This is a genomic window from Bacillus sp. D7-8 (genome assembly GCF_052055895.1).
Lineage (GTDB): Bacteria > Bacillota > Bacilli > Bacillales > Bacillaceae > Bacillus > Bacillus velezensis.
This window is the reverse complement of the sequence record NZ_CP179922.1, coordinates 61,072-84,851: the sequence shown is the minus strand read 5'-3', so window position 1 is coordinate 84,851 and position 23,780 is coordinate 61,072. Positions and strand designations below refer to the sequence as shown.

The window sequence follows — 23,780 nt, the reverse complement described above, 5'->3', positions numbered from 1 at the left end:
CTGCTCACCTCGTCTAATTTTTTGTCTCTTCTTCGCTCAGCTCTAACGCCTTTTTCATTGCAAAAGCTTTTTTGAACGATTCCTTGTATTCATGCTTCGGAACCGAATCAATGACTACTCCTGCTCCGGACTGCATGAAAGCATGTCCGCCGGCTGCATAGATCGTCCGGATCACAATGTTAAACTGCAAATCTCCGTTGAATCCGAACCAGCCTATAGATCCAGTATAAAGCCCCCGTCTTGTCGGCTCAAGCTCTTCTATAATTTCCATCGTTCTCACTTTGGGCGCTCCCGTGATGGTGCCCCCCGGGAAAACCGCATGAATAATGTCTGTCGCGTCATATCCGTCCTGCAGTTCCCCCTGTACGTTTGACACGATATGCATGACGTGGGAATACTTTTCGATCGCCATAAATTCGTTAACCCGCACGGAGCCGTAGCGCGATACGCGCCCGAGATCATTGCGCTCAAGATCAACAAGCATGACGTGTTCCGCACGTTCTTTTTCGTTGTGAATTAATTCATCAGCCAAAGCCTTGTCTTCAGCATCGTCTTTTCCTCTTGAACGCGTACCCGCGATCGGCCTCGTTTCAAGCTTCTTCCCCTTCTTTGTCACCAATAGCTCCGGCGACCCGCATATCACTTGAAACCCCGGTGTCTCGAGATAGGCCATGTAAGGAGACGGATTGACGTTTCTCAAGTGTTTATACACCTCATACGGATGAACGGATAAGGACTGAGACTGCCTGATGGACAAATTAACCTGGAACACATCGCCGCTCGCGATATATTGTTTAATTTGTTCTACAGCCTGTGAAAATCCTTCCTCAGTGAACGGAGCGGCGTACGATCCGTCCCCATTCCGATTCAGCGGTGAAAAAGGCTCGTCCGCCGTTTGAAGGGAACACCACATGCCCTCTAAGCGGGACAGCTTTTCTTCCGCAAGATCCGCTTCTTCCGCTTCAGTATGGGTAATGAGCCATAACGCCTCTTCCTCATGGTCATAAACGGCCACATCATCAAAAACAAGAAAGTAAATATCAGGTGTTTCCAGATCATCTAACGACAGCATCTTAAAATTCTCAATATATCGGGCGTAGTCGTAACTGATAAAACCAATCGCACCGCCCTGAAAGTCCGGAAACTCAACGTTTGTTTCCGTTCCGAGCGTTCCAAACCATTCATGAAAGGCCCGCAGCGGGTCACCTTCTTTAAACAGTGTCTCCCCCTCATGCTTGATCGTTGTAATTCCGTCTTTCCCTCTGACGGACGCAATCGGATCTAGACCGGCTATACTGAATCTTCCCCCTCTCGCGCTTTCGAGCAGAACATGCCGTTTTCTCGATTTCGAAAGGTTTTCATATCGCTGTAAAAATGCTTGTTTCGTAAAAGGTATTTTTCTTCCTGCCGGTCTGCGTTGTGCCATCATATCAATCCTCTGCTTCGTTTTACTGTAGTTTTATTTTAAAGCAATCACACTGGTGAAAAAAGTGAATTTCACTTCCAACCATAAAATTCGAAACGTTTTTTGGATTTCCGATGCTTCAGGCACAAAAAAACTCCCGGATACAGCCGGGAGCCGTGTGTATGTCTCTATTCAAACTGATAAAGCGGTGTGCTTAAGTAACGTTCTCCGTTACTAGGGATGATCGCAAGCACTTTCTTGCCTTTCCCCAGTTTTTTCGCGATTTCCAGTGCCGCGTAAATGGCCGCTCCGGAAGAAATGCCGCCGAGAATCCCTTCTTCTTTTGCCGTTTTACGGGCATATTCAAATGCATCCTCGTTTTTGACGGGAATGATCTGATCATAGATGTCCGTATTCAATGTTTCAGGGACAAATCCCGCTCCGATACCCTGAATTTTATGCGGGCCCGGTTTTCCGCCGGAAAGAACTGGAGAATCCGCCGGCTCTACCGCATAGATTTTGATGGATGGATATGCTTCTTTCAGCACTTCGCCCGCTCCCGTGATGGTTCCGCCGGTACCGATTCCGGCCACGAACGCATCAAGCTGGTCGTCACCAAACTGTTCTACGATTTCTTTCCCCGTCGTTTGGCGGTGAATTTCCGGGTTTGCCGCATTGTTGAATTGCTGAGGCACAAAGTATCCGTGTTCCTCGGCAAGTTCTTCCGCCTTTTTAATGGCGCCCTTCATTCCTTCTGCGCCGGGAGTCAGCACAAGCTCCGCTCCGTATGCGCGCAGCAGATTGCGTCGCTCCATACTCATTGTATCAGGCATAACGAGAATGGCTCTGAGACCTTTAGCCGCTGCCACCATAGCAAGACCGATCCCTGTATTTCCGCTTGTCGGTTCAATGATTGTGTCGCCGGCTTTTAATTTTCCTTCTTTTTCAGCCGCTTCAATCATCGCCACTCCGATACGGTCTTTTACGCTGCTGCCCGGATTCATGTATTCAAGCTTCAGATATACATCTGCACTGTTTTCATCCGTCAGGCGATTCAATTTCACAATAGGAGTATTTCCGATTAGTTCAATAATAGAATTTGCAATACGCACCATGTTGGACACCTCAATTTCCGACTAAATTTATTGGTATTATAAATATAAGTTATCAATTTCAAAATTTTTTGTCAATCATTTAGTTCTTTTTTCCCCGTAGAACCAAGAGACCCCCGCCTCTTTCCACAGCGTTTTGACTGTCGCCTTGTCACCTAATTGTTCCATCGCGATCTGGCGTCTGATTTGGCTCTTCACTTCATTGTATGAGAAAGTTCTCGATTTAAGCTTTTCTTTCAGCTGAATGACGGCGTATCCTGAAGAAACTTTAATCGGTTCAACGGACCATTCATCTTCTTTAAGCTTTTTAGCTTCTGTGATATATGCCTGCGGGATATTTTCCTGATTTTCTGTCACAAAGCCGAGGTCTCCGCCATACTGTGACGTGTATCTGTCCGTGGAACGCTCAGCGGCGACGGCTTCAAAGCTGGAACCGCCTTTCAAATCAGCAAGCACCCTGTCCGCCTCATCTTTGTTTTTGACGACAATGTGCCGGATTCTGTATGAATCATCGAAATGGTACAATTCTTTATTTTTATTATAAAATGATTGCATTTCCTTATCCGATATATCGATGTCCTTCGTCAGCAGTTCTTCAAGAAGAATGTTGTAGCGGATCTGGTCTCTCCATTCTTTTTCGGTAATATGGCTGTCTTCATAAAATGAATTATCTACCGCTTTGATTAAAAGAAACTCACGATCCAATTCGCTGTTTGAAACTGTGAGTTTATTCTTTTCCGCAAGCTCTTCCACTACTTGTGCATTAATCATGTCTTCCAGAGTTGATTTTCCGTACTGGTCTTCCATCTTTTTCATCCAGTCTTGCCGTGTGATATGTTTATCACCGATTGTCGCGATGGATTCTTCAGATGACCCCGCGGCTTGGGATTTTGTTAACTTATACGCCACTGTCACACTGCATACTAACAGCGCCGCTACAATAATCGTCAAAAGTGTTCTCGATTTCAAAATCTACCCCATCCCTTTTATAAAATAGAACAACCCGCTAAAGAGCTAGCGGGTTGTTTCGTCACGAAGCTCTTCCAGTTCTTCTTTTGTAAATAAATACTTCTCATTACAAAAATGGCAAACCGCTTCGGCTTTTCCGTCTTCTTCTATCATATCTTGTATTTCTTTTTTGCCTAGTCCTAAAATGGCCGTTTCGAATCGATCTTTTGAACAAGAACAGTGAAATTTGACCGGCATTGTTTCGAGAACGTCCGGTTTTTGACCCAGAACTTCTTCCAAGATTTCTTCCGGTGTCAGGCCTTTTTGAATCAATTTTGAAATCGGTTCGATTTGAGATAATTGCTTTTCAATTGTTGAAATGGTTTCTTCATCAGTCCCCGGAAGAAGCTGAATGATGAACCCGCCCGCAGCGAGAATCGTGTTATCAGGATTTACCAGAACACCTACGCCGACAGATGAAGGGACTTGTTCAGAAGAAACAAGATAATATGTGAAGTCGTCACCGAGTTCACCCGAGACAATCTCTACTTGTCCCGTAAAATAATCACGCAAGCCCAAATCTTTTACGACACTGAGTGTTCCATCAGTTCCGACCGCCCGTCTGACATCCAGTTTCCCTTGTTCATTGAGATCAAAATGAACGTGCGGGTTTGATACGTATGCTCTTACCTCACCCTTTGCGTTCGCATCTGCGACAATGGCTCCGATCGGGCCGCCGCCTTCTATTTTGACTGTCAGCTTATCTTCACCCTTAAGCATCGCTCCTAGCATCAGAGAAGCTGTCATCGTCCGGCCGATTGCGGCTGATGCCGTCGGCCACGTGTCATGCCTTCTTTGCGCTTCATTTACCATATCTGTCGTTCTGGCTGCATAAGCCCGCACTTTACCGTCATATGCAATTGCTTTAATTAAATAATCCATCGTTTACCTCCTATACGTGACCCACGCGATTTCGCTCATAAATGATTTCCAGCCCTTTCAGAGTGAGAAACGGGTCAACAATATCAATACAGTCTGATTCGTTTGCGATTAATGACGCAAGCCCGCCTGTCGCAATGACTTTCGGTTCCTGTGTTGCCTGCCATTTCATCCGCTTCACTATACCTTCAACTTGTCCGACATAACCGAAAAGGATGCCGGACTGCATGGCGCTTACCGTGTTTTTGCCGATGATATTGTCCGGACGGGCAATTTCAATTCTCGGAAGCTTCGCCGCACGTGAGTACAGCGCTTCCGTTGAAATCGTAATGCCGGGAGCAATCGCGCCGCCCATGTATTGTTTGTTTTCATCAATGTAGCAATACGTCGTCGCCGTTCCGAAATCAACAACAATTAAGGGGGCGCCATACTGCTGGATCGCCGCAACGGCATTGACGATCCTGTCAGCTCCCACTTCTTTCGGATTGTCATACTTTATATTTAAACCTGTTTTCATTCCCGGGCCGACAACTTGCGGCTCGATGTGAAAGTATTTTGTGCACATTCTTTCTAAAGAGAACATAATCGGCGGCACCACGGATGAGATGATAATCCCTTCAATCTGTTCAAACATGAGTCCGGAATGTTCAAATAAGGAACGGAGCAGCATGCCGAATTCGTCTTCTGTTTTGTGCCTGCTCGTTTCTATGCGCCAATGATATTCTAATTCCCCATCATGATATACACCAATCACGGTGTTGGTGTTCCCCACATCTATAACCAGTAACAACCTCTATCACCACTTTTGAATAGTTTCTAATCATAACATTTTCAACATTCTACAATACCATACACGATCTGCGGCTCTTTTGTAAACAAAACGGAACCAGTAAAAAAACCGCCGGTATACGCCGGCGGTTTTCATATCAGAAAGCGAACTATTCTTTCGGCTCGTCTTTCTTTTCGTCTTCTGTTTTAGACAGGATGTTTACTTTCACATCGTCTTTTTGAAGATGGTCATCTGAGAAATTGCGCTCAGGGAGTTTTCCGTGATCCACGAGATGCTTGATTTGTTCCGCATCTAATGTTTCCACATCAAGCAATGTCTGAGCAATCAATTCAAGCTTATCGCGATTTTCAGTCAGGATGGTTTTCGCACGCTCATAACATTCTTTAATGATGCGCTGAATTTCCTGATCGATTTCGTAAGCGATCTGATCACTGTAGTTCTGCTCGTTGTTGAAATCCCGGCCCAGGAATACTTGACCGCCTTGAGATTGACCGAACTGAAGCGGTCCGAGTTTTTCTGACATACCGAACTCTGTCACCATTCTTCTGGCAATGCTCGTTGCCCGCTGGAAGTCATTGTGAGCCCCCGTGCTGACTTCGCCGAAGATAATTTCCTCGGCAACCCGTCCGCCCAGAAGACCGACAATTTTATCGAGAAGTTCAGGTTTTGTCTGGAAGTAACGGTCTTCTCTCGGAAGCATGACCGCGTATCCGCCCGCCTGCCCCCTCGGAACGATCGTTACTTTATGAACCATATCGGCTTCATCCAGCACAAGTCCGATAACGGTGTGACCGCCCTCGTGGTACGCCACGATATTGCGTTCTTTTTTCGATATGACGCGGCTCTTCTTCGCAGGACCCGCAATGACACGGTCCGTCGCTTCATCAATGTCGCGCATATCAATTTTCTTCTTGTTTTGACGGGCAGCAACAAGTGCCGCTTCGTTAAGAAGGTTTTCTAAATCGGCGCCTGAGAAACCGGGTGTTCTTGAAGCGATTGCTTTTAAGTTCACCGTTTCATCAAGCGGTTTGTTTCTCGCATGGACCTGTAATACGGCTTCACGGCCGATGACATCCGGACGGTCTACCGTAATCTGACGGTCAAAACGTCCCGGACGAAGCAATGCGGGGTCAAGAATGTCCGCACGGTTTGTCGCAGCGATAATAATGATTCCTTCATTCGCACTGAAACCGTCCATCTCTACAAGCAGCTGGTTCAGCGTCTGTTCGCGTTCATCATGCCCGCCGCCAAGACCTGCGCCGCGCTGACGTCCCACCGCGTCGATCTCATCAATGAAAATCAGACAAGGCGCATTCTTTTTCGCATTTTCGAATAAATCACGCACACGGGAAGCACCGACACCGACAAACATTTCAACGAAGTCAGATCCGCTGATGCTGAAGAAAGGAACGCCTGCTTCACCGGCTGAGGCTCTCGCAAGCAGCGTCTTACCGGTTCCCGGAGGTCCGACCAACAGCACGCCTTTAGGGATTCTGGCGCCAAGCTCGGCGAATTTGCGAGGATCTTTCAGAAACTCAACAACCTCAACAAGCTCCTGCTTCTCCTCATCCGCGCCGGCTACATCTTTAAACTTCACGCGTTTCTTTTCTTCCGTATACAGCTTCGCTTTGCTCTTTCCGAAGTTCATGACACGGCTGCCGCCGCCCTGAGCCTGATTGAGCAGGAAGAAAAACAGAATAAAGATGATGACAAACGGAATGATCGTCGTTAAGAACGTCACCCACCCGCTTGTTTCCTGTGCGGGATCAACTTTTACGTCCGTCTTTTTAATTGCATCAAATATCTGGTCTGCTCCTTTTCCTTCAGGAACATGTGTTAAAAAGTACTGGTCTTTGTCGTATTTTTTCAGCTGTCCTTTTACCTCATAAACACCTCTGACAGGCTGAACCGATACGCTATCAACTTTCCCCTCATCGAGGTTCTTGATAAACGTACTGTACGACATATTTTCTGTTTTCGGGTTTGAAGTCTGGAAGTAACTCACAACCCCGATTACTACTAATAAAATAAGTAAATAAAAAATGGTATTACGGAAGACCCGATTCATTCCTTACCTCCTCCCACAGTAAGCACAACTATGTTCAATAGTACCATAGAAAATCATTCCAATACAACCGATAACCATCTCGGAAGCAGGCAGCCGATCAGCTTTCATAAATCGCCGGTTTTAATACTCCGATGTAAGGCAGATTGCGATAGCGTTCGGCATAATCAAGTCCGTAACCCACAACAAACGCGTCAGGAACTTCAAAACCTACGAAGTCAGCTTTAATGTCCGCTTTTCTTCCGCTTGGTTTATCCAACAGGGTAACAATCTTAATTGATTTCGCTTTACGATATCGGAAGAGTTCTACGAGATAGCTCAAGGTTAACCCACTGTCGATAATATCTTCAATGATTAAGATGTCCCGGCCTTCTACAGATGTATCCAAATCTTTGATGATTTTGACTTCTCCGGAAGAAACCGTGGAATTTCCGTAGCTTGATACATCCATGAAGTCCATTTCCAAATATGTATCAATATGCTTTATAAGATCAGCCATAAAAGGAAGCGCTCCCTTTAACACACCGATTGCCAACGGAAACGTGTCGCTGTACTCGCTTGTTAATTGTTCTCCAAGCTGTTTTACTTTCTGCTGGATCTCATCTTCTGAGATCAGCACTTTTTCGATATCCTGTTTCATGTTAATGCTTGCCCCCTACACTTTTCATGCTGTCTATATTGTAATACAATGCGGTCACTGTTTGAAATCACAAGATCGTCAAAGATGGATTTTTTCAAGCCAGGCAGCCAGATAATTTCACCGCTCGCATCCGTTACAATCGGCCATTCGTCCCGATCCCGCAGAGGCAGTTTATGATCAATAAATATATCTTTCACCTTTTTCGAGCCATTCATCCCTTTAAGTTTGATCCGGTCGCCGATTTTTCTCGTCCGGATTGTTAAAGGAAATTGCACCTTGTTTCTGCTTGTCATAAAAACAGCATTCCCATTTTTGATATGAGGATCAGCCTGATCGGCCACCTCTATCATAAAGCCGTTGGGGAGAACAGCAGTCTCGCCTTTCGCTCCTTGCAGCTGCAGCTCAAAGGGAACTTTTTCACATTGCCATTGTTCAAATGTAAACAAACATGTCTGATATGATTTGACCACCTTGAGCCCTTTCGGAAAATCAAGCACTCCCGAGGCGCTTCCATTTTCCGCCCATTCGAGAAACTGCTGTATGTGGCGGGCGGAAAACGACGATGGAACGTTTTCATAAAGATAGTTTAATATTAGTTGAACTCCTCTTCTTTGTAAAGGTATCGGAAGGGCAAGCAATTGAGAGGAATTGACTTCAACCGATGTGTCTGACTTGCTTGTAATAACCTTATTCATTCGTTCTTTCGTTAATGACTGCAGGTATTGTTCGTCTTCTGTCAGTGCTTCACTCACCTTTTGAAACATTTTATGAACGTCAGGTGATTCATGTTTTAAAAAAGGAAGCACGGTCTTTCTGAATCTGTTTCTTGTATAATCGTCTTTTGCATTGCTCTCATCCGTTCTGTAGCTGAGCCCTTCTTGACGGCAGTATTCAAGGATTTCATCCTTTGCCGCATAGAGGAAAGGCCTGATCAGCCAGCCGGATGCAAATTCGCGGACGGGCTGCATTCCCGCAAGCCCTGCCCCGAGCGTACCTTTCGCAAGCCTCATGAGCATTGTCTCAACTTGATCATCGCCATGATGAGCCAGCGCCAAAAACTTCGCTTGGTGTTTTGTCATCAGATCTTCGAAAAACTGATATCTGCAATCACGCGCGGCAGCCTGCTTGTTCAGCTTATTCTTCTTTGCGTATGCAGAAACATCAATCTGTACCGTTTCGCAGAGGATGTGTTCCGCTTCGCAATATGACTGCACAAACTTCATATCTTCTTCAGATTCAGGACCCCTGAACTGATGGTCGACATGCGCCGCTATGATAACGGAGGAATGCCCGAAGTGCTTATTCAGCATACTGAGAAGCGCCATTGAATCAGGGCCTCCGGAGACCCCGGCAATAATCGTTTCTCCCTCCGCCTGAAGATGATATGTTTTGAAAAAATCTTCCACGCTTTTCACAATGTCCCCCTCACAATGAGCAGGTTTTTTAAAGATATACATATCCTATCACTTTCATTCCCTCCAAGCAAAGAAGAAGCATGAGCGCAGGCGTCCGGCCGGCACTAGATGAGAAAAAAGACGATGTAAGCGAAATAAAGTGCGAGAACGCTGATTAAAATAAGTGTTGTTTCAAATAAACCATTGTGCTTTGCGGGTTTTTGTTTAGGTTTATACCGCGTTTGAGATACAGTGCCCTGCTGCGGTTTTGATTGCGGCGGCTTAGGCTTGGCGGCGGCTTTCCTTTTGCTCCCGGCGCTCTGCCCCGCAGTCAGGATGTCATGCTTCATGGCTTCCGCAGACGGATATTGGCCGTTTAAAGCAGAAAACAGAACCTTCTTATACTTATTCAGAAACGGGTGGCCTTCAATGATAGAACGAAGCTGTTCTTTCGGCTGTCCTGACTTTTTGCACTCTTTCTTCTGGGCACAGTGGATCATGATCATTGCGACAGCAAACAGGTCATAGGATGGTTCTGCTTTTCTTGTTCCATACCCCCAATAGCCCCTGTCGTAAAACTCCGTATACTCTTTAATCGCGCGGCCCTGTTTTGTCGTTCCCCCTACATCAATGCAGCGAATGGCAGCCGGTGGTCCGGTTACAATGAGATTGTCCGGTTTGAGGTCGCCAAAAACCCACCCTTGCTGATGAAGGACTGACAGGCTGGAAAGAAGCTGCACCATCAGCACCGGAATCCACTCCGCTCCCTTACTGCTGATATATTGCGGAAGAAGCGGCCCTTCTATGTACTCCATCACGTAAAAAGAGACATTTTTATTCAGCTGCGGAATAAACGCGTCGTCCGCATCAAAAAAAGAAGGCCCCATCGTTTGCGACCGGGCCTTTGAAAAGGATTTTAAGACATTCACTTCAGAGGTAACAGACATGCTGTCGCTGCTTATTTTCAAAGCGACCTGTCCGCCTGATGCTTCTGCCAGATATACAATACCGTTAGCCCCTTTTCCAAGCTGTTTGAGCAATCTGTAGGATTTGCCGTTCCATTTGCCCTGAATTGCCGTCCCCGGTGCCAGACTACATGCCAAACTCGTTAAAGCGTCGTTCATCATCTGCCAACATGCTCCTTCTTGAGCGGATTCTCTCAAACTGCTGCGTTGCTTCCCGGATAGCGGGGCCCGTAGGGGTGATACCGCCGGTCGACAGCTTCGCAAAGAGTGCAGAAAGGGATTCAAGCTTCGGCGTCCAATTCAGCACAAGCTCAACTTCCTGGCTTTTCCCGGGAAATATACACATTGCAAATTCATTTTGCCCGGCCCGGGAATTTAAACTGATGGAAAGATCGATCAGCGCTTCTTTCACCGTCGGCAGTTTCGGCGCCATACTCGCACTCGTATCAACCAGCACAAGCACTTGCAGATGAACCGTTTCGCCGAGTTCATCAACCACTTCCATCACTTCGCCGCGTTTTTCAGGAGAAAGCTCTTCCATTTCAACGTTTTTCCCTAAGATTTGTTTAAGCTCTTGATTGACGACACCTTGCAGCGTCTGGGTCATTGCTTTTTTCGTCACCATTTGAACCGTCTGAGACAATTGTGACGCATACACAACTTGATGGACGCCGCCTCCGGCCATGGCGATGCCTTCAACTTCCTTCATTGCTTCTTGGTCAATCGCGTTTTCTTCCATAATTCCTATAACATTCACCGTAATCCCCTGCTCCTTGGCGAAAGCCGCCATTGCGATCGGGTCTTCACCATGATTGGAGCAGCCATCTGTAATCAGCAGAACTTGATTTAAATGTCCCTTATTCACATACATTCCTCCCGGTGATACGATTAGTCCCATCTTCGCCAGAAGGAAAGTGATTTATACGAATGGATTAAGAAATCTCCTTTTTATTTTGGAAAATCGCCGGTACCGGTATGGAAGCCCATTTCGGCGTGTTGTGATCAATCCGGACAACAACCACTGTCATATCGTCTTCGATTTGGCCGGAACGCGTTCTGATGACCTCTTCCATTAATATATCAGCGATTTCCTGCGGGTCTTCGGTTTTCAGCCCTTTCATTTTCCGTTTCATCCACAGGTCGTGGTTTTCAACGTGCTTCGGCCCTTCAAAAATACCGTCACTCATCATGACGAGCAGATCTCCCGCTTTTAACTGTTCACTTACAACCTCCACATCAAATTCATTGATGATGCCGATCGGCAGATTGCTGGCCTGCACTTTCATGACTTGATCTCCCCGCTTGATAAAACTCGGCGTTGAACCGACCTTCAAGAATTTGCAGCTTGCATCCTGAAGATCAATGATAGAAAGATCGAGAGTTGAGTAGATTTCGTCTGTCGTCCGTAAAGACAGAATACTGTTGATCGTTTTTATCGCTATTTTTTCATCAATACCTGATTCGAGAATTTTTTCGAGCAGCTTAATCGTTTCATTGCTCTCATAATGGGCCCTCGCCCCATTGCCCATGCCGTCACTGATCGCGGCCGCATACTTTCTCGCCCCCAGTTCCATCATGCTGTAGCTGTCGCCGGAGACAAGGCCGCCGCCTTTTGCCGCATGAGCCGCGCCTGTCGATACCCGGTACGACTTGGTCGAACCGAACGCGACATGGCTGTAGCCATTCGGATGAGTCGAGTGCTGTTCGCTTTTGACAAGTATCTGCTCCTCAAGAATGTCAGACAGCATCGGGGCGATAATTTTCTCACTCTCGCCGTGTCCTCCGCTGAACGGGATTGTCATTTCGATATCAATATTGCCCTGCTCCAAGCTGTATATCTCGACATGCTGAATCTCGATTCCAAAATGCTGAAGCGCCTCTATCATTTGTTCTTCCTGAATAAAATGCTGCTCCCTCTCCCGTTTTATTTCCCGAGAAAAGTCCGCCATGACCTCAGAAACCCCCAACAGCTGCTCGGCAACAAGCCTTCTGCTGTCCTGAACTTTTCTCTTCAGTGTCAGATGGGCGTGATGGTGGGCAAGTTCGTCCTCAATCAGCTCTTCCACCTGTCTGGATTTGGAACAGTGCTGTTGAAACTCCTTTTTTAATCTGCGGTTTGAGGCATACTGTTTTTCTTCTGTTTCATGCATAACTTGTTTCATTAAGTCATATGTTTTATCAAAGTTTTGAACCCAGCATTTGCTTTTCTTATAGCAGGATTGGCAGGAATGCTCGGTGATTTTGCTTAAAAAGAGATCCACTTCCCCTTCTTCCGCCTGCTCATCGGAAGACGTCTGATGAAAGGTGGCGAAGCTCTCCGACAAGGCATGAAACACATTGGAGAACTGGTCTACTTTCTGGGCGGTGACATCTCTGATTTTCCTCGCGTACTGCTGCTGTTCCTGACTGTGCTCAGCAGTGCCCGGTATGTATCGCGCCACCTTTTTCGTAATCGATTGGGGCGTAATCAAAAACAAAACAACGGCAATCAAAGATTCATAAAGAGTGGTCATTAATCCGGCAGACCCTTCTCCATATAATGAAATCAGCAGTGAGCCGATCACTAACCCGACTGCGGCTCCGGCTTTCTTTCCTTCTTTCAGCAGCCCGCCAAGAAGCCCGGAAAACGCAAGCAGACTCATTTGATAGAGGTTCCCGATATTCGCAAGCCCGAGGATCAGTCCGGTCACAACACCGACCGTACAGCCGATGCTTGCCCCGCCGACAAAGGAAAAACTCAGCACGACATAGCGGGCCAGGATATGTTCAGCCTGCATTCCCTGAAATGAAACACCCGCAAGCCCGGTTAAAACGGATGCGATCAAGATCATAAAACAGATGATTTCTTCTATTTTTAACGATTGCTTCACTTTTTTGATCGTGAAAATCGGCAGGCTTTGTAAAAAGATCAGCGTCAAAATAAAGGCCAGGCCCGCCTCGACAACAGCCATCACATAATCATAGGTGGTAAAAGCGCCGCTTTCAAAATAAACAAATCCGATTCTCGCGGCAGCCATAGAGAAAAACACCACGATCGGCAGCATCTTCACCCGGTCCTGCACGATATATGTACCGATTTTTGAAAATAAAGTGAAGACGGCCAAAGCTGTGAGAATCAATAAAGAGTGTTTCGGCGAAATGGTTAAAGCGCCCGCAAGTAAAGACAGACAAGCATAGAAGGCTTTATCTCTTCTAATCAAAAGCATCGCTCCGAAAAACGGCAGCGCAAACGGAAGAACCTCAGATAATATGAAAGCCCGTCCAAGTAAAAAACCGATCACGACATAAATGAAACCCTTATAGAAAAAAAGTGAATGCGCTTGATGGACTGTAAGCTTTGCCGCCTTTTCAAAAAACGATTGCAGTTTTTCCAGAGCTTGTCCCGCCATCGGCCCGTTCACTCTTCTTTCCGCTTTTTCCATTGCTCTCATCCCCCACCTGTTTTATTCGTTGCTTGTCATTATAAATGAAAGCCCAGATAGGATTTTGTCAAAAGAAGGTAACAATACCAAAGAACTCTTCGACGCTTTCTCCCTTGTTCCCCTTTCCTTTCGTATTTCCTCCGACATTTCTCAAAAAGTTGTCTAAATATGAAAAAATCGGCTTCTGCAACAGAAGCCGATTCGCTTGATGACCCGTACGGGATTCGAACCCGTGTTACCGCCGTGAAAGGGCGGTGTCTTAACCGCTTGACCAACGGGCCAGATATATATGGTAGCGGCGGAGGGGATCGAACCCCCGACCTCACGGGTATGAACCGTACGCTCTAGCCAGCTGAGCTACACCGCCATATAAGGTGCTTATAAGCACAAGTTATATAATACAAAGGTTTCTTCATTCCGTCAACAGAAACTTTGAAGTTTTAATTTTCTGACTATAATGGCGCATACAAAAAAAGCACCCGCTGGGATAGACGGATGCTCCATGTATTTATAGAAAGCAGCAAGTTATCCTCTTCTTGCTCCGCGCCCTCCACGTTTTGATTCCGTGTTTCGTTTTAAAGATGATAAGCGGTCTTCGCTATCTTTAAGAAACTTGTTCATTTTCTGTTCAAAAGATTCTTTCGGACGGAAATCATTTCTAGGTCTGGCTTGCGGACGGTCTTTAGCTTTTTTAATTGATAAACCAATTTTCCCGTCTTTTTCAACGTTGATGACTTTCACTTCAACTTGATCGCCGACTTTTAAATGCTCGTTAATGTCTTTAACATAATTATCGGCTACCTCACTGATATGAACGAGACCGGTTGAGCCTCCAGGCAATTCAACAAATGCTCCGAAATTTGTAATACCTGTTATTTTCCCTTGCAACTTGCTGCCAACTTCAATCGACATAAAAAAAGTGCTCCTCCTTAGGCTTATAAAAAGATCGTTTGTTTAATTATACCTAAATAAAAATTTAAGTGTCAACAAGGCTACTTGCTCTTCTTTTCTACATTGAAGAGAATCTCACCATTTCCTGACATAAACAAGTCTCTTCTGGCAAGCTCTGTGACGTAATCCTCATCCTTTAATTTGGAAATTTCATCTTTTAAATCAGCCTGTTTCGCGTTCAATTCTTTCACTTGTTTTTCCAGCTGAGCTTTCTTTTCTTCGTTTGCGCTAAGGGAAGAGGTCTGTGACCACAGAGAACCCGCTAAGACAATAGCCGTCAACAACACAAGGGCGCCGAATACGATCAACCGTCTGAAAAGCCCTTTCCGCCTTCTTTTCATAAGCTGGGATTGCCGTTCAACCTGCTCTTTATAGTCGTTTTGGATTTCAGTTATTGTACGTTCTCTAGATAGATTCAAACCAGACGGTCCTCCTTTCACCTTTTCAAAATACGTATCATGGTCGATCTGATTGTTATGATTAGTTTCTTGCTCTTTTGTAAAAATCCTGCACTTTTTTGAAAATATCGTTTGAAAGTAAGACGCCACTTTTCAGGAAGAAGTTTCAATAATTGTTTCAACAGGAAAAACAGCGGATACAGCAAAAACGTTACGATCTTAAAAAGACACTTCGCAAAAAAGGCACTCACCCGATAGGAGTATAAAGAAACAACCGTGATCAGCCCGATGAGCAGCTTAAAGAGCAGAAGCACCGGACGGAACAGCACGTGCTGAATGAGCTTTTTTGCGAATTGGTAAAGAGACACCGCAAGATGAATGGCAAATTTCAGTATTTTTATATACATTCGTTTAAACAGGCTTTGGTACGTCGCAATCCCCAGTAAGACAGCCAAGAAAATGTATACCCTGAGTTCTCCTTCATTCACGTTGAGCAGCACATAGAAAAACAGCAGACCTTGTACAATCCAAAAGAGAATGTCATGAATGAATAACAGCCATCTGGCCGTTTTGGCACGGCTGACAAACAGCCTGTATGTATCAAGCGACGCTCCGAGCCAGGCGCCCATACCGGTCATTGCCAGCATCGTATAAAATTGGGTGGTCAGCGTCATTTAAACAACTTGCTAAAAAACCCTTTAGCTTTATCCCCTTGCTGCTCGTCTAAATATACAAGGTCAAACACCCTGCCTTTTATAGATACAATCCCTTTTTCCACATCAAGATTTTTCATCTGCAGGTTCTCGCCTCTGACGGAAAGCATTCCCATAACCGTTTCCAGCAAAAACTCTTCGTTGTCAAAACTTTCTACATGCTTGACGCCCGAAATGTCTAAATGCTTTCTCCCTTTCATCGTTACATCATGCTGTTCCGGAACAGAAGAAGAACCTTTTTGCTCATAATATGAATTCATCTATTCAGCCCCCATATCCTCGATACTTTTAGCATTATTACTGCATTGTATGAGGCGGGAGCCTTGTTTAGAACAAGCCTATTCGCCGAGTTTTTCTTCCTTGACGATTGTATACATGCCCGCGGCTTCTTCTTTTTTCGTTGTTTCTTTCAATTCGTTTACCTTCACGGTGACAAGTTTCTGGCCGAAGCGGACCGTCAGTTCATCACCGGCTTTTACGTCTGAGCTGGCTTTCGCCTGATTCCCGTTAACTGTGATTCTCCCTTGATCGGCGACCTCTTTCGCCAATGTGCGGCGTTTAATTAATCTGGATACTTTTAAAAACTTATCAAGTCTCATATCAGAATCTCCTCTCCATTTCTTTTGCTTCATCCCACAATTTGTCCATTTCCTCAAGTGACATTGCGGTCAATTCAAGGCCCTTTGCTGCCGCTTCTTTCTCAATATAAGCAAAGCGTCTGCGAAATTTGTCATTTGTCATGGCGAGCGCTTCCTCAGGCTCAATTTTATAGTATCGGCCGATATTGACCAATGCAAATAAAACATCGCCGAATTCAGCTTTTAAGCTGATTTCATCTGCTGATTCGGCGGAAGCCTCTGCAGAAAATTCCTTCAGCTCTTCATTTACTTTATCCCATATATCCTGAACGTCATCCCAGTCAAAGCCGATTTTTGCGGCTTTTTTCTGAAGCTTGGCCGCTTTTGCAAGAGAAGGCAGTGTTTTCGGCACGGCATCCAGCAATGAAGTGGATGTTGTTTGCTTTTCCGCCTTTTTGATTTCTTCCCAGTTGGCGACGACATCATGTTCATCCTGAACCTTAACATCCTTAAACACATGCGGGTGCCGTCTGACCATCTTCGCACTGATGTCTCTGATGACATCATCAATTGAGAAATACCCCTCGTCTTCTCCGATCTGGGCGTGCAGCATAACCTGAAGCATGACGTCCCCGAGTTCTTCTATCATGTGATCCGTGTCCTCTTCGTCAATGGCCTCAAGCAGTTCGTAGCATTCCTCAATCATATACTTCTTTAATGACTGGTGTGTCTGCTTTTGATCCCACGGACAGCCGTTCGGCCCGCGAAGCTCGCGAATAATACTTCGGAATGCAGAAAATTCCTGGTAAAGGAGTTCTTCTTTTTTAATCGGCGGAACATACACGCTTGTTAAGTTATTTATTTCTACATTGCGGTCAAGCTCAAACAAAGGCACCTTGGTCATCTTTTCTCCCTTGCTTCCGGCTGCCGTGACGATGACCACTTCATAGTCGTCAGGCAATTTCTCCATAAGCGTCAGCTTCACCTCAGAGGCCGTCATTTGGTCATAAACCTGGCAAATGATCAGGTGATGGCGGAGTTCGAGCTCATCCGGCGTCATTGTTTGCGCATCCGTAAATTGAAACCCTTCAATCGGATCAATTCGCAATGCATTAAAAATGGCATCCAAAAAGCTTTGCCCTCCGGCAGTATGAACAGCTACCTGTTGTTCTTCCCGGCGTTCAAATAACAGCTGAACGGTTTTCTCAGCGACAAACGGATGCCCGGGCACAGCGTAGACGACATCCTCTTGCTTCGCTTTTTCAAACAGAATGTCCGCGATCTCTTCATAGACCGCTTCAAACTGATCATGTTTTTCATAAATATCATCAAAATACCGGATGTCCGCTTCCGTCTCTTGCTCTAATTCCGGAATCAAAGGGTGGTCTTTCGTTCTTATATATAAATGCTTCGCCTGAGTCAGCAGCTTATGTATGCCCACTGTCAACTGATCCATGTCTCCGGCGCCGAGGCCGACGACCGTAATGTTACCTGCCATGTTTTTCTCTCCTCTTTTTCAATTTGCTTAAAGCACTGCCGAAAGGAAGGCCGCTCAGCTCTTCGTCCGTGAAAATCTTCATTCTTATCATACAATAAATAAACAATAGCCCTCCGATGACCGACGCAGACAGACTCTCACATACAGCTCCGGCCCTGCTGACGGGAAGAAATAACTGCCATAGCTTCATATATACGAGCAGAAAGAAGACCATCAGCAGACTGCACCAGCACAGACGGGCAATCACGCCGCCGATATTCGTCAGCCAGCCCTTCGACCAAATTCTCCGGAGATTCAGGCACGCAACTGCGGCAAATGCCAAGACGGTCGCCAGTGCCGCTCCTGTAATACCCCAGCCGGGGACCAGCCAAACATTCAGCACCCATTTCAGCGCCCCTCCCGCCAAAACGGATACGGCGGGGAAAACGGTATGTCCCGCTCCTTGCAGAATCGCGGCTGCTGTAAGCGCAATCGAGGCAAAAAAGATAGATAAGCTGAATATTTGTAAGGTCTGCGTCCCCTCACTGTTTTGGAAAAGCATGATATTCACCGGCTCTAAAATGCAAAAAAGCCCGGCTGATGCACCGATCCCTACCGCAAGGCAGAGCTTGACGGCTGATGTCGCTTTCTCTTTTATGATAAACGGGTTATTCTCATGCACCGCTTTTGAAATTGAAGGAACCAATGACGCGGCGATACTGATGGCAAACACGGTTCCCAGCTGAAGGAGCGGCTGTCCGCGGTCATATATGCCTTTCAGCTGTTTCGCGGCATGACTCTCCGTCCCGTCTGAAAGCAGTGAATATAAGTTTAAGGCGTCTACAAGCTGAATCAAAAGCATGAGTACACTGCTGATACAGATGGTGACTGAATAAAGCAGCAGCTTTTTTACAATGACGGCCGTTTCGATATGTCCGCCGTCTTTCTTGGTTTCTTCCCGCTTATACCAGAAAACAGCCAATACACAAAGGGCCGCCAAGCTTCCGGCAATTGATCCCGAAGCCGCCCCCGCACCAGCCGCGTATAATGAACGGCCGCTTTTCAAAAGCCAGAAGGATAAACCGAGAAGCACCGCCACGCGAAGAAGCTGTTCCGTAATCTGGGATAAGGCTGACGGCATCATATCATGCACACCTTGGAAATACCCCCGGAAAACCGACGTAAACGGAAACAGTATGAAAGCGAACGCCGCGACCCTTATCAGCATCACAAGGCGGGCGTCACCCATAAAACCGGCCAACGGCGCCGCGCCGGCATACATGAGCGCAAACAGAACAAGTCCGGCCGCCGTGACATAAAGGGCGGAAATTTTCATTATTTTTTGTTTATGATCGCTATAATCGTTCATTAATTTTGAGATGATTACCGGAAAACCGGATGTTGACAGCATGACCGCGATCCCTAAAAACGGATACACCTGCTGATAAATGTAAAACCCGACGTCACCGACAATATTCTGAAAAGGAACCCTGTACACGGCGCTTAATATCTTCGTTACGATACCCGCAACGACGAGCACAAAAGCACCTTTCCATGCCGATTGCCGCTTGGCGCCAACTGAATCGTTCATCCAAAAGCTCCTTCCAGCCGCTAGAAAATTACGTCTATAAAACGAGCTTATTATATCACAATCCTAACGGCCGAACCGATAGAGAGCACATATGAATATGAAAAAGAACAGCACTTGTATAAGAGCTGCTCTTTCTCCGTTTTCTTATTTCAATAATGGTAATAAGACCTACTGCTCCATTTGTCTCGCCAAAAAACTGGCTGCCGTTTCTACCGCTTTATGTTCTACTTCTCCAAGTGCCTGTTCCTTGGAAAAGATGACCACGGCACCGATAGGATCGCCATTTGCCACGATCGGAGCTATTGTATAGGAGCTCATATCTTCATCAATGTCATTAACAAGCTGCGCGGACTTCACGTCGTTTTCTACCACTGAGCTGCGCTGATCCATCGTTTTTTCGAGCAAATCGCTGATGGCTTTGTTCAGAAATTCTTTTTTCGAACTGCCTGAAACGGCAATATACGCGTCACGGTCGCAAATCAAGACGGAATGGCCGAGACTGTCATACAAAGCATCTGCATATTCCTTCGCAAAATCGCCAAGCTCACTGATAGGAGAATATTTTTTCAATATAACTTCTCCGTCGCGGTCAACGAATATTTCAAGCGGGTCTCCTTCCCTGATTCGCAGTGTTCTCCGAATTTCTTTAGGAATGACGACCCGTCCTAGATCATCAATACGACGTACGATACCTGTAGCTTTCATCTCTCTGGTGCCTCTCTTTCATGTGATGATATTTAAGGGAAAGTACTAAAGCTCTTTACTTTATGTAGCTTCCGCCACTCGCTTGAAATTAGTATCCGTCACATCAAATGTAATATACACCAGAGAGTAACAATTTTTATGAAGACGCGATTGTTTCTTTCTTCACATCCTGAAGGCCTTTCAGCATGCCGAGCACGGTTTCCAGCCACTCTTCCGTTTTGCGGCCTTTCGTCTGTACTGAGATTTTCAGCTTTTTCCCTTCCATTCCCAGTCCGATCTGCCGGCCGTATTTATTGCCGAGTTCGAACAATTTCTGGCCGTCAATCTGTGCGCTGGCCTCTTCAGAAATGGTAAATCTGATCGCGTCTTTATCCTGCTTGATGAGTTCGACGCGTTCATATTTTCCGTATACCTTCATCTCAGCAACCGTAAACAGCCATTCAACCTCTTTAGGGTAGCTGCCGAACCTGTCGATGATTTCATCTTGAAGCTCATTTTTCTCCTCAATTGTGGCGATTGACCTGAAGCGTTTATACATGTCGATTTTTTGCTTGCCGTCTTGTATATAGTTTTCAGGAATATACGCGTCAAGCTCGATATCGATTTCTGTCTCAAACTGTTCACTTTTCGGAATATCGCCTTTCCGCTCTTCAATCGCTTCCTTGAGCATTTGCGAGTACAGGTCAAAACCGACTGAGTCGATAAAGCCGTGCTGCTGGGCGCCGAGAAGGTTCCCCGCTCCCCTGATCGTCAAGTCACGCATGGCGATTTTAAAGCCTGATCCCAGCTCGGTAAATTCTTTAATCGCCTGCAACCGTTTTTCCGCCACCTCAGTGAGCACTTTGTCTCTGCGGTACGTAAAATACGCATAAGCGACGCGGTTGGAACGGCCGACCCGTCCTCTCAGCTGATACAGCTGAGACAGCCCCATTTTGTCTCCGTCGAACACAATCAAGGTGTTGACATTTGGTATATCTACGCCTGTCTCAATAATAGTCGTGCTGACAAGGACGTCTGATTCCCCTTCCAGAAAATTGAGCATGACGCTTTCCAATTCATTTTCGGTCATTTTTCCGTGGGCATATGCCACTTTCGCATCGGGAACAAGCATGGAAATTTCATCAGCCTTCCGCTCGATGTCATCCACGCGGTTGTACAAGAAATATACCTGTCCTCCGCGCGCCAGTTCTCTTTCGATGGCTTCCCGCACAAGCGCGCCGTTGTATTCCACGACATATGTCTGAACAGGGAAACGGTTTTCCGGCGGCGTTTCAATAACAGATAAGTCCCGCACACCGAGCATGGACATATGAAGCGTACGCGGTATCGGCGTCGCTGTAAGAGTCAGCACATCGACATTGGCTTTGATCTGTTTGATTTTTTCCTTATGCGTTACGCCGAAGCGCTGCTCTTCATCAATGATGAGCAAGCCGAGATCTTTATAGACGACATCTTTAGATAAAAGCCTGTGGGTTCCGATTACGATGTCTACCGTTCCGTTTTTCAGGCCTTTAATCGTTTCATTGGATTCTTTTCTCGTTCTGAATCGGCTGAGAAGACCGATGTTAATCGGATAGTCCTGGAAACGCTCCATAATGGTTTCATAATGCTGCTGCGCGAGTATTGTCGTCGGCACAAGAAGCGCGACCTGCTTTCCGTCTGCGATCGCTTTAAAGGCCGCTCGGATGGCTACCTCCGTCTTCCCGTAACCCACATCACCGCAAAGCAAACGGTCCATCGGGCGCTCTCTTTCCATATCCTTTTTAATCTCCTGAATGGAACGGAGCTGGTCCTCTGTTTCCTGATAAGGGAAAGCAGATTCGAACTGCCGCTGCATTTCATGATCCGGCGAGAACGCATAGCCCTTGCTTGCTTCCCGTTCCGCATAAAGCTTAATCAGATCATCGGCAATATCCTGAACGGAGTTTTCAACTTTTTTCTTCACCCGTTTCCATTCACTGCCGCCCAGTTTATAAAGCTTCGGTTCTTTTCCTTCAGAACCGACGTACTTCTGCACCTGGTCGATTTGTTCTACAGGGACGTACAGCTTATCGCTGCCCTGATAATGAATGTTGAGGTAATCTTTATGAATGCCTTTGATTTCTAATGTTTCAATCCCCAAATACTTACCGATCCCGTGGTTGACGTGGACGACATAGTCGCCGACCTGAAGCTCGGAATAGCTTTTGATCCGTTCGGCATTTGTCAGCTTCTGCTTTCTCGGCTTTTTCTTGATTCGGTTTTTGAACAGCTCTTCCTCCGTAATGACGGCCAGCTTCATCAGCGGCAGTTCAAAACCGGATTGCAGCTCGCCTTCCATGACATAGACCTGTCCTTGCACAAGCGCTTTGGAGCTGTCCGTTTTTGCGGCTTCAATTTCGTAATCAGCCAGCACGGATGCCAATCTGTCGGTTCTGTCCTTATTTGCGCCTAAAAAGACGACGGTGAAGTTTGATTTCTTAAAGCGCTCCATTTCACCTGCGAGCACATTCATCTGCCCGTGAAAACTCTGCATCTGCCGGCTTGTCACATTCACGATATTCTGAGGGCTTGTATGCTGGACATGACGCAAAAATAATGAATAATAAATAGCCGGGCGCCGCTTTTCGCTCATAAGCTCCTGAAAGCTGAAGGATAAATGAATGTCATGCAGAATTTTCCCTTCCTCGAGCAGACTTGTCATAAATTCGGCCTCTTCTTTTTGCAGCTGATCCTCCATTTCATGAATGCGGCTGACCTCGTCTAACAGTAACAACGTGTCTGCCGGTGTATAATCTAGCAAACTAGCAGGTTTTTCGTAAAAGTACGAGAGATACTTCACAAGTTCCTGATCAGTCTGTCCCGTTGATAACCGTTCTTTATCATGTGAGATATTGATATGAAGCATTTCCTTTTGTTTGTCCTGCTTCAGCTTTTTCAGACTGTCGGCAAGCCCTTTATCGAGCCTTTCCATCGCCCGGGCTTTTTCTTCCGCCCTGATGATCAATTCCTTCGCCGGTCCGATCGCCACATGTTTGAGCGTCTCAATTGATCTCTGGTCATCAGAATTGAAGCTTCTGATGGAATCGACCTCCGTATCAAACAGTTCAATTCGCACCGGATGCTCCGACGTCAGCGGATAAATGTCGATAATTCCGCCGCGAATACTGAATTCACCGGGTGCAGAAACCATATCGGAACGCTCATACCCCACCTCTACAAGGCGCGCGGACAGCTGATCCGGTTCTATTTCGTCTCCGAGTGAAATGACGAGCTGGCTGCTTTTCCACAGCTCCTTCGGCGGAAGCATTCTTCTCACTGCCGCAACGGGCGCCACAACGACCGGCGCTTCTCCGTTTGTTAATCTATTAATGACATCAAGCCGCTGAGCGCGCAGTTCAGGGCTCGCTACCGCAATTTCTGAAGAAATCAATTCATTCACGGGGTATAAAAAAACAGATTGATCCCCGAGAAGCGCCGTCAGATCTTCCGTCACTTTTTGGGCCTGATATAAATTATGGGTGATAAAGAAAATCGGCCTTTTCGTTTCCTGTGCAAGGGCGGAGGTAAAAACAGAACGCGCGGAACCTGACAGACCCGCAAGCAGCTGTTCCTTCAGCCCCTCATGTAAACCGTTGACAATGGATTTAAAATCATCGCTTTCTTTAATAAAGGTTTGAATGTTGTCCATATGGGCCCTCCTCTCTA

The 23,780-nt window shown here is 46.3% G+C and carries 20 protein-coding genes and 2 tRNA genes; all 22 read right to left on the bottom strand.

Features of this window, described 5'->3' with window-relative positions; all coding sequences use genetic code 11:
- Positions 1-13: 13 nt before the first annotated feature.
- Positions 14-1,426 carry an aminodeoxychorismate synthase, component I gene (gene pabB, locus ACKTRM_RS00445; RefSeq protein ID WP_041482235.1) on the bottom strand — a complete coding sequence of 471 codons (1,413 nt, stop codon included), beginning with the start codon at positions 1,424-1,426 and terminating at the stop codon, positions 14-16.
- A 167-nt stretch (positions 1,427-1,593) separates the two neighbouring features.
- A complete protein-coding gene (gene cysK / locus ACKTRM_RS00440) occupies positions 1,594-2,520 on the bottom strand; it encodes a cysteine synthase A (protein WP_011996183.1) in 927 nt (308 codons plus the stop codon).
- Positions 2,521-2,595: 75 nt separating this feature from the next.
- Positions 2,596-3,486 (bottom strand): peptidyl-prolyl cis-trans isomerase, encoded by an 891-nt coding sequence (locus tag ACKTRM_RS00435; RefSeq protein WP_011996182.1) that lies wholly within the window; start codon positions 3,484-3,486, stop codon positions 2,596-2,598.
- 45 nt (positions 3,487-3,531) lie between these two features.
- Positions 3,532-4,407: an Hsp33 family molecular chaperone HslO gene (gene hslO, locus ACKTRM_RS00430; protein ID WP_004264606.1), complete on the bottom strand. Its 876-nt coding sequence runs from the start codon at positions 4,405-4,407 to the stop codon at positions 3,532-3,534.
- 10 nt (positions 4,408-4,417) lie between these two features.
- Positions 4,418-5,194 carry a type III pantothenate kinase gene (locus tag ACKTRM_RS00425; protein ID WP_011996181.1) on the bottom strand — a complete coding sequence of 259 codons (777 nt, stop codon included), beginning with the start codon at positions 5,192-5,194 and terminating at the stop codon, positions 4,418-4,420.
- A gap of 148 nt (positions 5,195-5,342) precedes the next feature.
- Positions 5,343-7,262, bottom strand: a complete 1,920-nt coding sequence (gene ftsH, locus ACKTRM_RS00420; protein WP_007615201.1) for an ATP-dependent zinc metalloprotease FtsH — start codon at positions 7,260-7,262, stop codon at positions 5,343-5,345.
- A gap of 97 nt (positions 7,263-7,359) precedes the next feature.
- A complete protein-coding gene (hpt, locus tag ACKTRM_RS00415) occupies positions 7,360-7,899 on the bottom strand; it encodes a hypoxanthine phosphoribosyltransferase (protein WP_004264611.1) in 540 nt (179 codons plus the stop codon).
- Positions 7,896-9,314 (bottom strand): tRNA lysidine(34) synthetase TilS, encoded by a 1,419-nt coding sequence (gene tilS, locus ACKTRM_RS00410; RefSeq protein WP_011996180.1) that lies wholly within the window; start codon positions 9,312-9,314, stop codon positions 7,896-7,898. The genes hpt and tilS overlap by 4 nt, the downstream gene beginning before the upstream one ends.
- 104 nt (positions 9,315-9,418) lie before the next feature.
- Positions 9,419-10,420: a protein kinase domain-containing protein gene (locus tag ACKTRM_RS00405; protein ID WP_011996179.1), complete on the bottom strand. Its 1,002-nt coding sequence runs from the start codon at positions 10,418-10,420 to the stop codon at positions 9,419-9,421.
- Positions 10,386-11,123: a VWA domain-containing protein gene (locus ACKTRM_RS00400; RefSeq protein ID WP_004264624.1), complete on the bottom strand. Its 738-nt coding sequence runs from the start codon at positions 11,121-11,123 to the stop codon at positions 10,386-10,388. Before ACKTRM_RS00400 ends, ACKTRM_RS00405 begins: the two co-directional genes overlap by 35 nt.
- A gap of 67 nt (positions 11,124-11,190) precedes the next feature.
- Positions 11,191-13,680, bottom strand: a complete 2,490-nt coding sequence (gene spoIIE, locus ACKTRM_RS00395) for a stage II sporulation protein E (protein ID WP_011996178.1) — start codon at positions 13,678-13,680, stop codon at positions 11,191-11,193.
- Positions 13,681-13,889: 209 nt separating this feature from the next.
- Positions 13,890-13,961 (bottom strand) — tRNA-Glu (locus tag ACKTRM_RS00390).
- A 9-nt stretch (positions 13,962-13,970) separates the two neighbouring features.
- Positions 13,971-14,047, bottom strand: a tRNA-Met gene (locus ACKTRM_RS00385).
- A gap of 158 nt (positions 14,048-14,205) precedes the next feature.
- The gene (locus tag ACKTRM_RS00380; RefSeq protein ID WP_004264630.1) at positions 14,206-14,592 is read right to left on the bottom strand and encodes a S1 domain-containing RNA-binding protein; all 387 of its coding nucleotides are present in this window, start codon (positions 14,590-14,592) and stop codon (positions 14,206-14,208) included.
- 80 nt (positions 14,593-14,672) lie between these two features.
- On the bottom strand, positions 14,673-15,050 hold the full coding sequence (gene divIC, locus ACKTRM_RS00375; protein ID WP_004264632.1) for a cell division protein DivIC: 378 nt from the start codon (positions 15,048-15,050) through the stop codon (positions 14,673-14,675).
- Positions 15,051-15,067: 17 nt separating this feature from the next.
- The gene (gene yabQ, locus ACKTRM_RS00370) at positions 15,068-15,703 is read right to left on the bottom strand and encodes a spore cortex biosynthesis protein YabQ (protein WP_011996177.1); all 636 of its coding nucleotides are present in this window, start codon (positions 15,701-15,703) and stop codon (positions 15,068-15,070) included.
- Entirely contained in the window at positions 15,700-16,002 is a 303-nt protein-coding gene (yabP, locus tag ACKTRM_RS00365) for a sporulation protein YabP (RefSeq protein WP_004264638.1), read from the bottom strand. Before yabP ends, yabQ begins: the two co-directional genes overlap by 4 nt.
- Before the next feature lie 78 nt (positions 16,003-16,080).
- Positions 16,081-16,341, bottom strand: a complete 261-nt coding sequence (locus ACKTRM_RS00360) for an RNA-binding S4 domain-containing protein (RefSeq protein ID WP_007409934.1) — start codon at positions 16,339-16,341, stop codon at positions 16,081-16,083.
- A gap of 1 nt (position 16,342) precedes the next feature.
- Entirely contained in the window at positions 16,343-17,818 is a 1,476-nt protein-coding gene (mazG, locus tag ACKTRM_RS00355; protein WP_011996176.1) for a nucleoside triphosphate pyrophosphohydrolase, read from the bottom strand.
- Positions 17,808-19,388: a putative polysaccharide biosynthesis protein gene (locus tag ACKTRM_RS00350; protein WP_011996175.1), complete on the bottom strand. Its 1,581-nt coding sequence runs from the start codon at positions 19,386-19,388 to the stop codon at positions 17,808-17,810. The genes mazG and ACKTRM_RS00350 overlap by 11 nt, the downstream gene beginning before the upstream one ends.
- Before the next feature lie 168 nt (positions 19,389-19,556).
- Positions 19,557-20,093: a stage V sporulation protein T gene (gene spoVT / locus ACKTRM_RS00345; RefSeq protein WP_004264646.1), complete on the bottom strand. Its 537-nt coding sequence runs from the start codon at positions 20,091-20,093 to the stop codon at positions 19,557-19,559.
- A 136-nt stretch (positions 20,094-20,229) separates the two neighbouring features.
- Positions 20,230-23,763, bottom strand: a complete 3,534-nt coding sequence (gene mfd / locus ACKTRM_RS00340) for a transcription-repair coupling factor (protein ID WP_007409931.1) — start codon at positions 23,761-23,763, stop codon at positions 20,230-20,232.
- Positions 23,764-23,780: the final 17 nt, after the last annotated feature.

Coding starts and splice junctions, on each gene's coding strand:
- pabB (WP_041482235.1), bottom strand. CDS start 1,426: ATGGCACAACGCAGACCGGCAGGAAGAAAAATACCTTTTACGAAACAA.
- cysK (WP_011996183.1), bottom strand. CDS start 2,520: ATGGTGCGTATTGCAAATTCTATTATTGAACTAATCGGAAATACTCCT.
- hslO (WP_004264606.1), bottom strand. CDS start 4,407: ATGGATTATTTAATTAAAGCAATTGCATATGACGGTAAAGTGCGGGCT.
- ftsH (WP_007615201.1), bottom strand. CDS start 7,262: ATGAATCGGGTCTTCCGTAATACCATTTTTTATTTACTTATTTTATTA.
- hpt (WP_004264611.1), bottom strand. CDS start 7,899: ATGAAACAGGATATCGAAAAAGTGCTGATCTCAGAAGATGAGATCCAG.
- ACKTRM_RS00405 (WP_011996179.1), bottom strand. CDS start 10,420: ATGATGAACGACGCTTTAACGAGTTTGGCATGTAGTCTGGCACCGGGG.
- spoIIE (WP_011996178.1), bottom strand. CDS start 13,680: ATGGAAAAAGCGGAAAGAAGAGTGAACGGGCCGATGGCGGGACAAGCT.
- ACKTRM_RS00380 (WP_004264630.1), bottom strand. CDS start 14,592: ATGTCGATTGAAGTTGGCAGCAAGTTGCAAGGGAAAATAACAGGTATT.
- yabQ (WP_011996177.1), bottom strand. CDS start 15,703: ATGACGCTGACCACCCAATTTTATACGATGCTGGCAATGACCGGTATG.
- yabP (WP_004264638.1), bottom strand. CDS start 16,002: ATGAATTCATATTATGAGCAAAAAGGTTCTTCTTCTGTTCCGGAACAG.
- ACKTRM_RS00360 (WP_007409934.1), bottom strand. CDS start 16,341: ATGAGACTTGATAAGTTTTTAAAAGTATCCAGATTAATTAAACGCCGC.
- mazG (WP_011996176.1), bottom strand. CDS start 17,818: ATGGCAGGTAACATTACGGTCGTCGGCCTCGGCGCCGGAGACATGGAT.
- ACKTRM_RS00350 (WP_011996175.1), bottom strand. CDS start 19,388: ATGAACGATTCAGTTGGCGCCAAGCGGCAATCGGCATGGAAAGGTGCT.
- spoVT (WP_004264646.1), bottom strand. CDS start 20,093: ATGAAAGCTACAGGTATCGTACGTCGTATTGATGATCTAGGACGGGTC.
- mfd (WP_007409931.1), bottom strand. CDS start 23,763: ATGGACAACATTCAAACCTTTATTAAAGAAAGCGATGATTTTAAATCC.